The organism is Streptomyces sp. NPDC043908, assembly GCF_056435525.1.
Window position 1 is genome coordinate 12370 of sequence record NZ_JBWKEI010000027.1, and the last position, 13980, is coordinate 26349.

The window sequence follows — 13980 nt, forward strand, 5'->3', positions numbered from 1 at the left end:
CGAGCGGTCACGGGGGCGCCGGAACGCAAGTGACCGTCCGTATTGAGGGATTGATGCTCCGGTGAGCCAGATCGTCGTCAAACGCCCGCCGCGGTCCTTGCCGCCCGAAGTGTCCTCGGACGAGCTGCGGCTCGAGGCACCGCCGGAGTTGCCGCGCGGACAGCAGGAGTCGATGCTGATGCAGCTCCTGCCGATGCTCGGCATGGGCTCGTCGGTGGTGTTCTTCTTCATGCCCAACTCGGCGCCGTTCATGAAGATCATGGGCGCGCTGATGCTGGTGTCCACCCTGGCCATGGTGATCGCGCAGCTGGTGAAGTTCCGCAAGGGTGCGCAGGGGCAAATGGCCGACGTCCGGCGCGACTACCTCAAGTACCTCGCCCAGACGCGGCGGGCGGTCCGCAAGACCGCGCGGCGCCAGCGCGACGCGCAGCTGTATCTGCACCCGGCGCCCGAGCAGTTGTGGTCGGTGGTCGCGGAGGGCTCGCGGGTCTGGGAGCGCCGGGTCGGCGACGACGACTTCGGACAGGCCCGGATCGGCCTGGGCGCCCAGCAGCTCGCCACCCCGCTGATAGCGCCGGAGACGGCGCCGGTGGACGAGCTGGAGCCGCTGTGCGCGGGCGCGATGCAGCAGTTCCTCGCGGTGCACGGCTCGCTGGACGGGCTGCCGATGGCGGTCTCGATGCGCGCCTTCTACCACGTGACGGTCTCCGGCGACCCGGACGCCGCCCAGTCGGCGGCGCGCGCGCTGGTGGCCCAGCTGGTGACGCTGCACTCCCCCGACGACCTGATGGTCGCCGTGGTGGCCGCCCCGGGCGCGGTGGCGCGCTGGGACTGGACGAAGTGGCTGCCGCACACCCAGGTCCCCGGCCAGGTCGACGGGGCCGGCACCAAGCGCCTGTTCGGTGACGACCTGGGCGAGCTGGAGCTGCTGCTCCACAGCAGGCTGGACGGGCGGCCCCGGTTCAGCCGGGACAACCAGCCGGTCCTGGACCAGCCGCACCTGGTCGTGGTCCTCGACGGCGGGATGGTGCCGCCGGACTCGGCGTTCGCCGCCGCCGAGGGGCTTCAGGGCGTCACCATCATCGAGGTGGTGCCGGGCGAGCTCGACGAGCCGCGCGGCGGCCTCTCGGTCGTCGTGCGCCCGGGCCGGCTGCGCCTGGAGTCGGGCTTCGGGATGGCGTACGAGGGCGTGCCCGACCAGATGTCGCTGCCGGCCGCCGAGGCGCTGGCCCGTCAGCTCGCACCGCTCCAGATGGGCGGCGGGGACGACGACGAGCCGCTGCTGGCCAACCTGGACTTCACGGACCTGCTGAACCTGGGCGACGCCGGCTCCATCGACGTGGCGCGCACCTGGCGGCCGCGCTCGACGGCCGAGCGGCTGCGGGTGCCGATCGGCGTGGGCGAGGACGGCCAGCCGGTGATGCTGGACCTCAAGGAGGCGGCGCAGGAGGGCATGGGCCCGCACGGCCTGTGCGTGGGCGCGACCGGCTCCGGCAAGTCGGAGCTGCTGCGCACCCTGGTGCTCGGCCTCGCGGTCACCCACACCTCGGAGACGCTGAACTTCGTCCTCGCCGACTTCAAGGGCGGCGCGACCTTCACCGGCATGTCCCAGATGCCCCACGTGGCGGCGGTCATCACCAACCTCGCGGACGACCTCACCCTGGTCGACCGCATGGGCGACGCCATCCGGGGCGAGCTCCAGCGCCGCCAGGAGCTGCTGCGCTCGGCGGGCAACTACGCCAACATGCACGACTACGAGAAGGCGCGCGCCGCGGGCGCCCCGCTGGAGCCGCTGGCCTCGCTGGTCCTGGTGATCGACGAGTTCTCCGAACTCCTCACCGCCAAGCCCGACTTCATCGACATGTTCATCCAGATCGGCCGCATCGGCCGCTCGCTCGGCGTGCATCTGCTGCTCGCCTCGCAGCGCCTGGAGGAGGGCAAGCTGCGCGGCCTCGACACGTATCTCTCGTACCGCGTGGGTCTGCGGACCTTCTCGGCGGCCGAGTCGCGTACGGCGCTGGGCGTGCCCGACGCCTACCACCTGCCGTCGGTGCCCGGCTCGGGCTACCTCAAGTTCGGTACGGACGAGATGGTCCGCTTCAAGGCGGCCTACGTGTCGGGCACCTACCGCTCCGGCGGCCCGGACCTGACCGTGGGCCCGCTGCCGATCGAGCGGCGCCCCGCGGTGTTCACGGCCGCCCCGGTGCCGGTGGTGTACGCGGCGCCGGACCCGGCGGCCGTCAGGGGCCGCGGCGAGGACGACGCGCTGGCCGACACGGTCCTCGACGTGATCGTGCGGCGCCTGGAGGGGCAGGGCGTGCCGGCCCACCAGGTGTGGCTGCCGCCGCTGGACGACGCGCCCTCGCTGGACCAGCTGCTGCCGGGCATCGCGACGACGGCGGAGCGCGGGCTGAACGCGACGGAGTACACCCGCCCCGGCGGCCTCATCGTGCCGCTCGGCCTCATCGACAAGCCCTTCGAGCAGCGCCGCGAGGTGCTCTACCGCGACTTCTCCGGCGCGGCCGGCCACATGCTGATCGTCGGCGGCCCGCAGTCCGGCAAGTCGACGCTGCTGCGCACGATGATCTCCTCGTTCGCGCTCACCCACACCCCGAACGAAGTGCAGTTCTACGGGCTGGACTTCGGCGGTGGCGGTCTGTCGGCCGTCTCCGGCCTGCCGCACGTGGGCGGCGTCGCCTCGCGCCTGGACCCCGAGCGGGTGCGGCGTACGGTGGCGGAGGTCGCGGGCGTGCTGAACCGGCGCGAGGAGTTCTTCCGCGCCAACGGCATCGACTCCATCGGCACCTACCGGCGCCGCCGCGCGGCCGGCGACCTGCCGGGCGAGGCCTGGGGCGACGTGTTCCTGGTCATCGACGGCTGGGGCGCGTTCCGCGGCGACTACGAGATGCTCGACGGCGTGGTCCAGGACATCGCGAGCCGGGGTCTCGGCTACGGCATCCACGTCGTCCTCACCGCCTCCCGCTACATGGAGGTGCGCGCCGCGCTCAAGGACCAGATCCTGGGCCGCCTCGAACTGCGGCTCGGCGACTCCATGGACTCCGAGTTCGACCGCAAGGTCGCCGCCAACGTGCCGGTGGGCATGCCGGGCCGCGGCCAGGTCGCGGAGAAGCTGCACTTCATGTCGGCGCTGCCGCGCATGGACGGCTCCTGCGACCCCGAGACGCTCTCGGAGGCGACCGAGGCGCTCGTCCGGGCGGCCAAGGAGGCCTGGCAGGGCCCGGCGGCCCCGACCGTCCGCCTGCTCCCCCGCCGGCTCCCGGCCGACCAGCTGCCGAAGGGCTTCGAGTACCCGCAGCACGGCGTGGCGATCGGCATCGACGAGACCAATCTGGAGCCGGTGTTCGTCGACTTCGAGACCGACCCGTTCTTCCTGGTCTTCGGTGAGAGCGAGTCGGGCAAGACGGCGCTCCTCCGCCACCTCGCCCAGAAGATCTCCGAGCGGTACTCGCCGGACGAGGCGAAGATCGTCGTCGGTGACTACCGCCGCTCGCTCCTGGACGCGGTCCCGGACACCCATCTGCTGGAGTACGCGCCGCTGGCCAGCGCGCTGGAGATGCACATGAACGCGCTGGCGGACCTGATGGTGCGCCGCCAGCCGCCGCCGGACGTCACCCCGCAGCAGCTGCGCGACCGCTCCTGGTGGACGGGCCCGCAGGTCTTCATCATCGTCGACGACTACGAGCTGGTCTCGACGAACGCGGGCAACCCGCTGTCGGTGATGGTGGAGAACCTGCCGTTCTCGCGGGACGTGGGCGTGCGCTTCATCATCGCCCGCAGCTCGGCGGGCGCGTCCCGTTCGATGTACGAGTCCTTCATGCAGCGCATCAAGGAACTCGGCGCGCAGGGCGTGGTCCTGTCCGGCGACCCGAACGAGGGTGACGTCCTCGGCAACGTCCGCCCGCGCCCGATGCCGCAGGGCCGCGGCTACTTCGTCTCGCGCAAGCGCGGCACCCCGCTGGTGCAGCTGGGCTGGCTCCCGGAGCAGTGACGGACCGGGGGTGACAGAAGGAGGGAACGGGCGGTGCGAGCCGCCCGCTCCAACTACCCTGGGCGGCACTGAACTTCGAAGGGAACGTGCTACATGGGCAGCGAACGTGAGAAGGAAGAGCTGTACGCCCTCGACATCTCGGGCGCGGAGTGGGTGAGCGCGCCCGGCACCGAGAACGAGGCGGAGCGCGTGGAGATCGCCCATCTGCCCGGCGGGGCGGTGGCGATGCGGTCGTCCCTCGACCCGGACACCGTGCTGCGGTACACCGAGGCGGAGTGGACGGCGTTCGTCCTGGGCGCGCGCGACGGCGAGTTCGACCTGCGCTGAGCCCGGGGGCCGGGGCCCGGAGCCCGGGCGGTGCACAGACGAAAGGGGGTCACGCCCGTTGGGCGTGACCCCCTTTACTGCGCCCGGCCGCTGAGATCAGCGGGCTCAGTAGGCCTCGGTGAACAGCCGCGACGCCTTGACGTCGGTCTGGTGGTAGCTGGCCTTGCCGTGCTCGATCGTCTTGGCGATCTTCTCCAGCGTCTGCTGGATGTCGTGCGCGTCGCGCCGGTAGTCCTTCTGGACCTTCAGGTACTGACCGTGCGCCTCGCCGTCCCAGGTGCTGGCGACGACGTTGACGGCCGATTCCATCCGGCCGAGGTCGTCCATGATGCGCTTGGAGATGGCGCGGATGCTGTTCGCGATCTCCTGGACGTTCTCATACCGAATCTTGAGGTCGGGACCCAAGTCACCCATGTCTGCTCCTCGTGAAGTCTGAAGTGTGGTGGGGCTGCGTGCGTACGCCGGGGCGCCCGCGGGCCGCCCGGCGGTACTGCCTAGAGACCGTTGATGCCCGAGGTGTTGGGCACGCCACCGCTGGTGGCACCGCCCTGGGCGTTGATCGCCCGGAACGCGGCGTCGACCTCTTCGTCGTTCTGCTGGTTGAGGTTCTTCGTACCGACCACGGCGTTGTAGAGGACGTCCAGCTTGCGGCGGATGTCGTCGTGACGCGTGTTCAGCGTGTCCTGGGCGATCTTGAACTGGTCGGCACCGGAACCGGTCCAGCCCGCACCGACCGTGGCGATCGCGTCGGCCAGCACGCGGATCTGCTGGCTCATGTCGTGGGCGGTTTCCTCAATGGCGTTCTTGGCCTTGGTGACGGCCTCGTAGCCAATGCTCTGACCACCGGGATTGGAGCTCATTCTCTTCCCTCTCGTGAGTGTCCGAGCGAGTGTTCACGCTCGCTTGTTGCGTACACGTACCGCCGCGACGGCGCCGCCGATGAGGACGACGACCGCGGCGATGATGGCGATGACGGCCCAGGGAGCGGAGTCCTCGTCCTCGGACGCCGAGTCCGCGGCCCTGCCGGCCTGCGGCTTCTCCTGGTCGCCACCGCCTGCCCCCTTGTCTGCTGTGTCTGCGGGAGAGGGGGAAGTCGTGGGTGTGCCGCCGCCCCGGGCGGCGAGCAGCGGGTTGACGTCGGCGGGGCCCGGGTTCCCGTTGCCCTTGAGCAGGACCTGGGCGGGGCGGACGGTGCCGTACCCGATGTACTGGCTCGGCACCTTGCCGTTGTGCCCGGCGGTCTCCATCATCACGCGCAGCACCTGGTTGCCGGTCCAGTCGGGATGGGCGGACCAGATGAGGGCGGCTGTGGCGGAGGTGAGGGCTGTGGCTTGGCTGGTGCCGTTGGTTTCGCAGTAACCGTTGCCGTCACTGCAGTGGGACGGGATCTTGTCCCCCGGCGCGGCCAGCGCGACATGGCTGCCGGTGCTGGAGAACTTGGCCACCTTCCCGTCGGTGCCGACGGCCCCTACCGCCACGACCCCGGGAGTCGCCCCCGGATATTCGACGAGGTTGCCCTTGTCGCCACTGTTGCCCGCGGCTGCGAAGATCAGCTTTCCCTTGCCCAGGGCGTAGGAGACGGCCGAGGCCAGCTCCTGCTTCTCGCCCTGACTGGCGGAGTCGCTTCCCAACGAGATGTTGATGATGCGGGCATTCGATTCAGCCGCGTAACGGATCGCTTTGGCCATGGTGGCCGTCCCGGCGAAGTCCTGGTCCCCCACAGCGGACCTGACAGGCAGGATCTTCGCGTCCGGTGCCAGCCCCTTGATCCCACCGTCGGCTCCGCTGCCGACGATGAGCACCGCCATGCTCGTCCCGTGCCCGTTACTGTCTTTCCGTCCATCCCCGGATCCGGTGAAATCGCGGCCACCGAGCACCCGGCCGGTCAGCTCCGGCTCGGAACGGACGCCGGTGTCGACCACCGCGACCGTAATGCCCTTGCCGGTGCTGACCTTCCCCATCGCGTCCGCGTCCATCGCGTCCAGGTACCACTGCTTTGACCGCATGTCGTCGGCCAGCGCCGTCGGCGCGGTGCCGACGGAGCAGGCCAGTGCGGCAGCCAGCGCGGCACCGAGAAGTGCCGGGCGGCTGCGCACTGCGCGGGCTGAGCTGAACATGGGACTGCGGACTCCTTGAGCGGCGATGGTTTGCGTACGTCAGTCGACGACCGGCGGGACGACCTTGCGGTGGTCCATCGCCCAGGTCTCCTCGTCCTCGACCAGGTAGTCGGGGGCTTCGGAAGAAGTGGAACGACGCCGGTCCGTGCCTCGCTTGTTGCCGTTCACCAACCCCGTACCGCCGGGGGTGAATTCACCACGCCCGCCCAGAGACGCACGCGGAGCCCCGACAGTTCCACCCGGCTCGGAGGCCAGCCTGCGACCGCCCATGCCGGTGGCGCCACGCGGGGCGCCGCCGGGGCCGTGCCCCATGCCGCCACCCATGGGTCCGCGGCCCATGCCGGTGCCGGCGCGCTCCTCGCCCACGACCGTGCCCATCGGCAGCCGGGGCGCCGAGCCGCGGCCGGTGGTGGGCATGGGACGCCCGCCAGTGATGCCCTCGGCGGTGATGCCGCGCGTGGTGCCGGGAAGACCACTCGGACGAGCGATGCCCGGACCGCGCGGGTTGCCCACCGCACGGCCGCCGCTGGGGCTCTCGCCGGGTACGCCGACGCGCGTCACCGGGGCGGTCTTCCCCAGACCGCTCCTGCCGAGCGGACCGGGCAGCACGGGCGGCGGGGTAAGTACCGGCGGCTGACCCTGGACAGGTGCGGGCACGGTGGGCACCGTCGGCCGTGAGGTGGTCTCCGGAGGCGGAGTCACGGTCACGGAGTCGATGGACGTACCCGCCGGCGACTCGTGCGGGGTGAAGGTGGACGCGACGGTCGTGTGCGAGGGGGAGCTCGTCGTGCCCGACGTGGCGTAGCCGTGCCCACCCGTGACCGCTGCGTTGGTGTGGCCACCAGCACCGCCAGTGGCGGTGCCCCCGGAGCCGGAACCGGAACCGCTGTAGCGGCGCTCGGCCAGGGTGTCCGTCCCCGGGCCTCCCGGCAACGGCGCGAACTTGGGTTCAGGCTGGGCCGAGATCCGGTCCCGGGACGCGTCGTAGTACGACGACAGCCGGTTCAGCTGGTTGATCGCCTCGTTCGTCTTCGGCCCCAGCGCCTTCAGCCGGGCCTTCTCCTTCTCGGGGTCGGCGTAGCACATGCCGTCCGCGGGCGGGAGGGCCGCCTTCGCCTCGGTCAGGGCCTGGCCCGCGCGGGCCATCTCCTGGCCGACGACAGCGGCGTACTCGCTCAGGACCACCGTCTGCGCCACCATCCCGCGGCCCCACTCGCGGAACGCGTCCCCGCCGGCGCCGTGCCACTTGACCTGCTCCATGTACCAGCGCAGGTCCCGCGCGATGTCCGCGATGTCGGGCGCCGCGGCGGCCAGCGTCTCGGCCGCGCCGGTCAGTTCGGTCGGCTTCGCCGACGCGAGCATCGCGTGGAGGGCCTCCAGGGACATGCCCTCGAATTCGTCCGTAGCCATCGTCATGCCCCCTTTACTTCAGACCGCCGGAGTCGGCGTCGTTCCCGTGGCCACCCTGAGCGGGGGCCTGCTTGGTGCCCGGACCCTGGTCGGGCCCCTTCGTACCGGCCGCCGGGGTCTCGTAGTACTTCTCGGTCTCCTTGCGGATGGCCTGGTAGCGGTGGGCCTCGTCCGCGTCGATCCCGCCGTAGCCCTTGTCGGCGATGTGCACCGCGATGCCCATGCCCTCGATCTGCTCACCGAAGATCTTGGTGAGCCGCTCCAGGTTCGTACGGACCTTGTCGTACGCCTTGTGCAGCTCGTCCGCGGCCGCGAAGCCCTTGCCGTACGCCTCCGGGTGCACCCGCTGGTCGGCGATCTTGGTGTGGCGCGCCGGGGACTTCTCCAGGCTGCGCAGCAACTCCTCCATGCGGCCCTTGAAGTCGGCGAGGCTCACCCCGTCGACTCCGAGGTCCGGCTTGCCGCCGCTGCCGCCACCGTTCGGCTCGGCCACTGTTCCTCCCCGTGAATTCCCCGCCGGCACCGCTCTGCCACCGGTACCGCTCAAGCTCAGTCGCTCCGCCGTGCGCACTCGTCACACTCGTGAAGCACGCGAAGCATGTGATCACTCTAGTCACTCCGGATTCGGAGCCGAATGAGTATCCGTACTCAAAGATGTCGCAGACTCGTCCCGAAAACCTCTGAGTTCTCTCAGAACCTCTCCGGCAACCCGCTCAGCCCGCGCGCGCCCCGCCGACGGACGTCCCGGATCACCGTCGCCGTGCCCGCGACCACCGCCACGAGCAGCGCGGCGATGCCCAACGCGTAGGTGGCGTACCGCTCGTTGCGCTCCTGGGGCGTCTCGGAGAGCGCCAGCGCGGTCACGTCCGGGGGCTGCGCCCGGGGCGGGCCCGGGTCCGGGTGCGCGGCCTCTTCGGGGGGCGAGTCGTCGGTCACCGCGCGGACCGGGTCGACCACGCCCCAGCCGACGAAGTTGTCGTGCCCGTTGACGGACCGCTCCGCCGTCTGCTCGATCCGCGCGATGATCTGCGCGGCGGTCCACTTGGTCTTCGCGTACGGGTACTTGGCGCGCAGCAGCGCGGCGACCCCGGCGACGTAGGGGGCCGAGAAGCTCGTCCCGTTGTCCGAGCACTGGCCGTTGCCCGGGACGGTCGAGACGATGTCGACGCCGGGCGCCGCGACCCCGACGAACGTGCCCGGCTGCGAGAACACCGCGCGCTCGTTGTTGCGGTCCGAGGAGGCGACCGCCAGCACGCCGGGGAAGGCCGCCGGATAGGTCTCCTTCAGCTTGCCGTCCATGCCGTCGTTGCCCGCCGAGGCGACGACCACGATCTGCTTGTCCAGGGCTCGTCGGACGGCCTTCGCCAGGTCCGAGTCGGGTCCCTGCGGCTCGGTGGTGTCCTGCGAGATGTTGATCACGTCGGCGTGCTGGTCGATGGCGTGGTCGATCGCCTTCGCCATGGTGTCCGTCTTGCCGCTGTTCTTCTCGTCGTTCTGGCGGATCGGGATGATCGTGGCCTCGGGCGCCAGGCCGACGAAGCCGGTGCCCGCGCGGGGGCGCGCGGCGATGATGCCCGCGACCTTGGTGCCGTGGCCGACCTCGTCGACCGTGCCACCGGTCTTGCCGCGCTTGTCGTTCTGCTCGCCGCCGCCCTCCTTCTCCGGCTTGAGGTAGTCGGCGCCGCTCTTGGCGTCGACCGCCGGCTTGAGCTGCGGGTTGGCGATGTCGACGCCGGTGTCGATGACCGCGACCCGTACGCCCTTGCCCTTGGTGTCCTGCCAGAGCTCGTCGAAGAGCACCCGCTGGAGCGACCAGGGGCGGCCCTCGATCTGCTTCTTCATGGGGAAGGTGCACTCGCCGCTGCCGTCGAGTCCGGGAGCGGGCGGGGCCGGCGGGGCGGCCGGGACGGGCGCCGGGGACGCGTACGCCGAGGGCGCGAGCGTCAGCGCGGCGACGGCCGTGGCCACGCCCACCAGCACCGGTTTCCTGTTTGGCTTCAGCATCGACACGACAGGTCCGTCCTTCCCTACGAGCCCTGGGGCTGGCGGGCACTGTTGGTGTCCAGCCGCGGGCCCTTGGACAGGAACTCCGACCAGTTGATGGGCACCAGGGCCGGGGTGACCTTCTCGTATCCGAGGCGCTGCTGCGCCTGGCTCGGCTCGGGGCGGCCGTCGTCCGGCTTCTGCTGGTCGCCGGCGCCGATGTCGGAACGGGCGGCGTCGCTGTCGCCGTTGGCCTGCACCGCGTACCGCAGTCCGGTGTCGGTCACCAGGAAGAGCGAACCGTCGGGGCGGGTCTGGCGGCCCTGCACCTGGGTGTAGAGCAGGCCCGTGCCGGGGGTGACGTACGTGCTGGTGCCGCCAGCGGTGATGGCCGCCGGGTACTCGGTGCCCGCCCAGGTGGAGAGCGTGGTGTTGCCCTTGTCGTCGACCTTGCGCAGCACGCTGCACACGGTGGTGCGCGCGCCCGCCCCCGCGCTGCCCGCGTTGACCTGCTTGGCGCTCTTCTCCGGCCAGTTGTTGGCGGCGCCGAAGTACTCGGGCGTCGGCGTGATGTCGCCCGCGTTCACCTTGCTGACGTCGCCGCGCATGCCGAGCCGCGTCGTCTGCGGGGAGTTGAGCACCAGCCAGGCCGTGAAGTCGGAGACGGGCTGGACCTTGCCCTGGAGCACCACGTACTGCTGGCGGCCCGCGCCGGTCGGGGCGCTCAGCACCATCCCGACCTTGTCCTGCTGCGGCGAGAGGCCGCCGCCGGTGCCGGCCGGGGCACCGACGGTGCCGGGGATCGTCGGGAAGTCGATCGGGGTGCCGTCGCCGAGGGTGGCCAGCCAGTCGTCGGTGACCTGCTGCGGCTTCTCGTCGGCGCCGAACAGGGTCCGCGCGAGCAGATCGCCGGGGGCGCCCTTGACCAGGTACTTGGTGCCCTTGGCGTCGACCACGTAACGCGCCTGGTTCTTCTGGCCCTGCACGTACATCACCTGGCCGCCGGTGAGCCTGCGCTTGTCGTCGGTCAGCTTGAAGTCGCGTTCGGCGAAGACGAACGCGGCCTTCTGGACGGAGTCCTTGCCGCCGCCGGGCTGCTCGCAGACCGCCCAGCGCTTGGCCTTGCCGGCCTCGCTCGCGGCGGGCAGCCGGTCCGGCGCGTACGGGATGCCGAGGATCGGCCCGCGCGCGAGCTTGCCGGAGTCGAGGATGTCGTCACTGACCTGGATGACGTCGAACTTCGCCGGATCGAGGAGCAGTCGGGCCGAGGCCAGGTTGAGCACCGGGTGGAGCAGGACCTTCTTGTCCTTGCCCTTGCCGGTGGAGAGCACGACGTACCGGGTGGTCGACTGCTTGCCGACGATCACCTTGGTGCCGGGGGTGTCCCAGCCCTGCGGCGCCTTCGGCTTGAACATCCCCCAGGCCCCGAAGCCGGCGAGGCAGAGCGCGGCCACGATGACACTCGGCACGATGGCCTTGAGCGGACGCGGGGCGCCCTCCTCCGTGCCCGTGGGGGACGGTTGCAGAAACGCCGCCACCGTGCGCTTCTTCGCAAAGGTGTACGCGTTGAGCTCGTCCCGCCGTGATGCCATGCGCCTCTGTCTCTCCCCGCGCGGCCCCCTGATCGGACCTGGTCCTGCGGTCCCCGGGCCTCGATTGTCAGACCGGCCCCCTACTATGCCTGTTGACCGAGGGTGCCTGTGGGGCGGGTAGGGTGAAGCCGCCGTCAAGACCCCTTGCCGAGCTGGGGGAATCCGGATGTTTTGGGTGCTTGCGCACGATTGGGGGGTGGTGGAGTGATGGCGTCCGCGACGCGTGTGCGGCCTGCCGCCGCCGGTCCGTCGGCCCCCGCCCCTGGAGCCTCCGCACCCCGTCTGAAGGCCCGGCCCGGACACTTCGGGTCGTTCCGACTGCAACAACTCGTCCTGGTGGAGCTCGCCGCCGCGGTGCTGCTCGTCGCGTGGGTGATCGACACGCTGATGCTGGTGCCCGCCGGCGTGGTCGCCGCGCTGCTGGTGCTGCTCGCGGTGGTGCGCCGCCACCGCCGCTCCCTGCCCGAATGGCTGGGCACGGTGCTCGCGCTGCGCGCGCGTACGCGCAGGGCGGCGAGCCTGCCGGTCCCGGCGGGCACCGAACCGGGCTTCGCCCCGGTGGTGGAGTGCGACCCGGCCCTGCGGACGTACACGTTCGGTGACCGTGACCGCCGTCCCGTCGGCATGGTGGGCGACGGCACCTTCCTCACCGCCGTGCTCCAGGTCGAGATGGACGCCACGGCGCTGCGCCCGGAGCGCGGCACCCGCCCGCTGCCGGTCGCGCTCGTACGGGACGCGCTGGACGTCGACGGTATCCGTCTGGAGTCCGCGCAGATCGTCCAGCACACCCAGCCCGCGCCCGCCCCGCACCTGCCGCAGCAGTCGGTGGCCGCCCGCAACTACGCGCCGCTCCAGGCGCAGACCGGCTCGCCCGCGGTGCGCATCACCTGGATCGCGCTCAAGCTCGACCCCGAGCTGTGCGCGGAGGCGGTGGCGGCGCGCGGCGGCGGACTGACCGGCGCCCAGAAATGCCTGGTGCGCGCGGCGGACCAGCTGGCGAGCCGGCTCACCGGCGCCGGGTTCCGCGCGACCGTCCTCACCGAGCAGGAGCTGACCGGCGCCATCGCCACCTCGACCTGCGCCAACCCGATGGCGATCACCCAGGCGGGCCGCGCGGGCACGCCGGGGCGGCGCACCCAGGAGACGGCCAGGACCTGGCGCTGCGACGACCGCCGCCACACCACGTACTGGGTGGGCCGCTGGCCCCAACTGGGCGGCGCCGGGGCCTCGATGCCGCAGCTGGTCGCCCTGCTGACCTCGCTCCCCGCGCTCGCCACGACGTTCAGCCTGACGCTGGCCGCGGGCGACCGCCAGGAGATCACGCTCACCGGCCACGTCCGGATAACCGGCCGCAGCGACGAGGAACTGGTCGCCGCCCGCCGGGAGCTGGAGCGCACCGCGCGCGGCGTGAAGACCGGCCTGGTGCGCCTGGACCGCGAACAGCTGCCGGGCATGCTGGCCACACTGCCGCTCGGGGGTGCGCGCTGATGACCACGTCCTCTGTCCTTCCTTCCGCGGTCTCCCCTTCCGGCGTCTCCCCCGCGGCCGCCTCTCCCGAGGTCCGCAGGGGGCGCGCCCGGCTGGGCTTCGGGCTCCTGGGCCCGCGCCGCGACCGGCACGCGCTCGCCGCCGACCAGGTGGAGGCGCTGGCGCTGCCCGTGGGCGACGACGGCATGGTGATAGGGGTGGACGCGTCGGGCCGCCCGTCGGTCCTCGGCATCAACCGCCCGACGGCGTACGACGTGACGCTCATCGGCGGGCTCTGGACCGCGCAGGTGCTAGCGCTGCGGGCGGCTGCCACGGGCGCGCGCGTGACCGTGGAGACCGGCCGGGCCCCCGCCTGGACGGCGCTCGCCCAGGCCGCCGGTGGCGGCCAGCAGTGCATCGCGCTGCACGACGTGGGCCGGGTGCCGCCGCAGGGCGCGTCCGCCGGATCGCCGGTCGTGGTCATCCGCGACTGCGGGATGCGGCCGCCGCGCGGGCGGGTGGTCTCGGGGCCGTGGCAGTCGGTGCTGACGCTGCTGCCGTATCTGAGCCCCGTGGCGCCCCGGCTGCTGGAGAAGTCGGATCTGGTCGGTGTGCAGCGGGTCTCGCCGGACGAGGCCGCGCAGATCGGACGGATCATGCATCTCCCGCAGGCCGAGACCGAGGCGCTGTCCACGCTGGCGGACGGGGTCACCCTGTGGTGCGGCGCCCGCGACCGCCAGTTCGTGATGACCCAGGCCACGGACGCGGAGACCGGACTGCTCGGCTCCGCCCGGCGGATGGACTGAGCGGCCCGCGCCGCGCGCGTGCCACCACAGGGACAGCGGGACCACTGGGACCGCCTGGGACCCAGGGACCACAGAACCACAGAACCACAGGACTACAGGGACCGGACCACAGAAACACGGGGAATCCGAGCAGGTACGACCGGCCTGAGCGGGGTGTGTGAACGGTGCGTTCACCCTCCGGCCGCACGACGCCGCCCTGCTGTCACTTGACGGCAGCACCACGGGCACGTCGTGATGGAGGGGACAGTCGGTGAGGGGTGGCCGGGCCT

Annotated in this window: 11 protein-coding genes; 4 read left to right on the top strand and 7 right to left on the bottom strand. The window is 71.7% G+C overall.

From position 1 onward, the window contains the following. Window positions 1-61: 61 nt before the first annotated feature. Window positions 62-4009, top strand: coding sequence for a type VII secretion protein EccCa (eccCa, locus tag AC069K_RS34565; RefSeq protein ID WP_365111121.1), 3948 nt, complete (start codon window positions 62-64; stop codon window positions 4007-4009). Between the two features lie 93 nt (window positions 4010-4102). Then, complete coding sequence (locus tag AC069K_RS34570; protein ID WP_358834518.1) at window positions 4103-4336, top strand: DUF397 domain-containing protein; 234 nt, start codon at window positions 4103-4105, stop codon at window positions 4334-4336. Between the two features lie 105 nt (window positions 4337-4441). On the opposite strand, the gene AC069K_RS34575 is transcribed toward AC069K_RS34570, so the two are convergent. The 7 genes from AC069K_RS34575 to eccB all read right to left on the bottom strand — a co-directional run bounded on the left by AC069K_RS34575 (window position 4442) and on the right by eccB (window position 11438). Beyond that, entirely contained in the window at window positions 4442-4750 is a 309-nt protein-coding gene (locus tag AC069K_RS34575; RefSeq protein WP_358834519.1) for a WXG100 family type VII secretion target, read from the bottom strand. An 80-nt stretch (window positions 4751-4830) separates the two neighbouring features. Further along, entirely contained in the window at window positions 4831-5196 is a 366-nt protein-coding gene (locus AC069K_RS34580) for a WXG100 family type VII secretion target (protein WP_358834520.1), read from the bottom strand. A 33-nt stretch (window positions 5197-5229) separates the two neighbouring features. Continuing rightward, entirely contained in the window at window positions 5230-6453 is a 1224-nt protein-coding gene (gene mycP, locus AC069K_RS34585; RefSeq protein ID WP_478622700.1) for a type VII secretion-associated serine protease mycosin, read from the bottom strand. Between the two features lie 39 nt (window positions 6454-6492). Beyond that, on the bottom strand, window positions 6493-7863 hold the full coding sequence (locus tag AC069K_RS34590; RefSeq protein WP_478622701.1) for a hypothetical protein: 1371 nt from the start codon (window positions 7861-7863) through the stop codon (window positions 6493-6495). A gap of 13 nt (window positions 7864-7876) precedes the next feature. Next, window positions 7877-8356 (bottom strand): hypothetical protein, encoded by a 480-nt coding sequence (locus tag AC069K_RS34595; RefSeq protein ID WP_358834523.1) that lies wholly within the window; start codon window positions 8354-8356, stop codon window positions 7877-7879. Window positions 8357-8553: 197 nt separating this feature from the next. Next, on the bottom strand, window positions 8554-9867 hold the full coding sequence (gene mycP / locus AC069K_RS34600) for a type VII secretion-associated serine protease mycosin (protein ID WP_478622720.1): 1314 nt from the start codon (window positions 9865-9867) through the stop codon (window positions 8554-8556). 23 nt (window positions 9868-9890) lie between these two features. Then, complete coding sequence (gene eccB, locus AC069K_RS34605) at window positions 9891-11438, bottom strand: type VII secretion protein EccB (RefSeq protein WP_478622704.1); 1548 nt, start codon at window positions 11436-11438, stop codon at window positions 9891-9893. Window positions 11439-11645: 207 nt separating this feature from the next. Here eccB and eccE point away from each other — a divergent pair, with 207 nt between their 5' ends. Both eccE and AC069K_RS34615 read left to right on the top strand, forming a co-directional pair. Beyond that, window positions 11646-12926: a type VII secretion protein EccE gene (gene eccE / locus AC069K_RS34610; protein WP_365111134.1), complete on the top strand. Its 1281-nt coding sequence runs from the start codon at window positions 11646-11648 to the stop codon at window positions 12924-12926. Then, window positions 12926-13711: a hypothetical protein gene (locus tag AC069K_RS34615; protein ID WP_478622706.1), complete on the top strand. Its 786-nt coding sequence runs from the start codon at window positions 12926-12928 to the stop codon at window positions 13709-13711. Before eccE ends, AC069K_RS34615 begins: the two co-directional genes overlap by 1 nt. The last annotated feature ends 269 nt before the right edge of the window (window positions 13712-13980 follow it).

Excerpts from the sequence above, each read along its gene's own strand:
- AC069K_RS34575 (WP_358834519.1), bottom strand. The coding sequence starts at position 4,750 with ATGGGTGACTTGGGTCCCGACCTCAAGATTCGGTATGAGAACGTCCAG.
- AC069K_RS34615 (WP_478622706.1), top strand. The coding sequence starts at position 12,926 with ATGACCACGTCCTCTGTCCTTCCTTCCGCGGTCTCCCCTTCCGGCGTC.
- eccB (WP_478622704.1), bottom strand. The coding sequence starts at position 11,438 with ATGGCATCACGGCGGGACGAGCTCAACGCGTACACCTTTGCGAAGAAG.
- mycP (WP_478622720.1), bottom strand. The coding sequence starts at position 9,867 with ATGCTGAAGCCAAACAGGAAACCGGTGCTGGTGGGCGTGGCCACGGCC.
- AC069K_RS34580 (WP_358834520.1), bottom strand. The coding sequence starts at position 5,196 with ATGAGCTCCAATCCCGGTGGTCAGAGCATTGGCTACGAGGCCGTCACC.
- mycP (WP_478622700.1), bottom strand. The coding sequence starts at position 6,453 with ATGTTCAGCTCAGCCCGCGCAGTGCGCAGCCGCCCGGCACTTCTCGGT.
- AC069K_RS34570 (WP_358834518.1), top strand. The coding sequence starts at position 4,103 with ATGGGCAGCGAACGTGAGAAGGAAGAGCTGTACGCCCTCGACATCTCG.
- eccE (WP_365111134.1), top strand. The coding sequence starts at position 11,646 with ATGGCGTCCGCGACGCGTGTGCGGCCTGCCGCCGCCGGTCCGTCGGCC.
- AC069K_RS34590 (WP_478622701.1), bottom strand. The coding sequence starts at position 7,863 with ATGGCTACGGACGAATTCGAGGGCATGTCCCTGGAGGCCCTCCACGCG.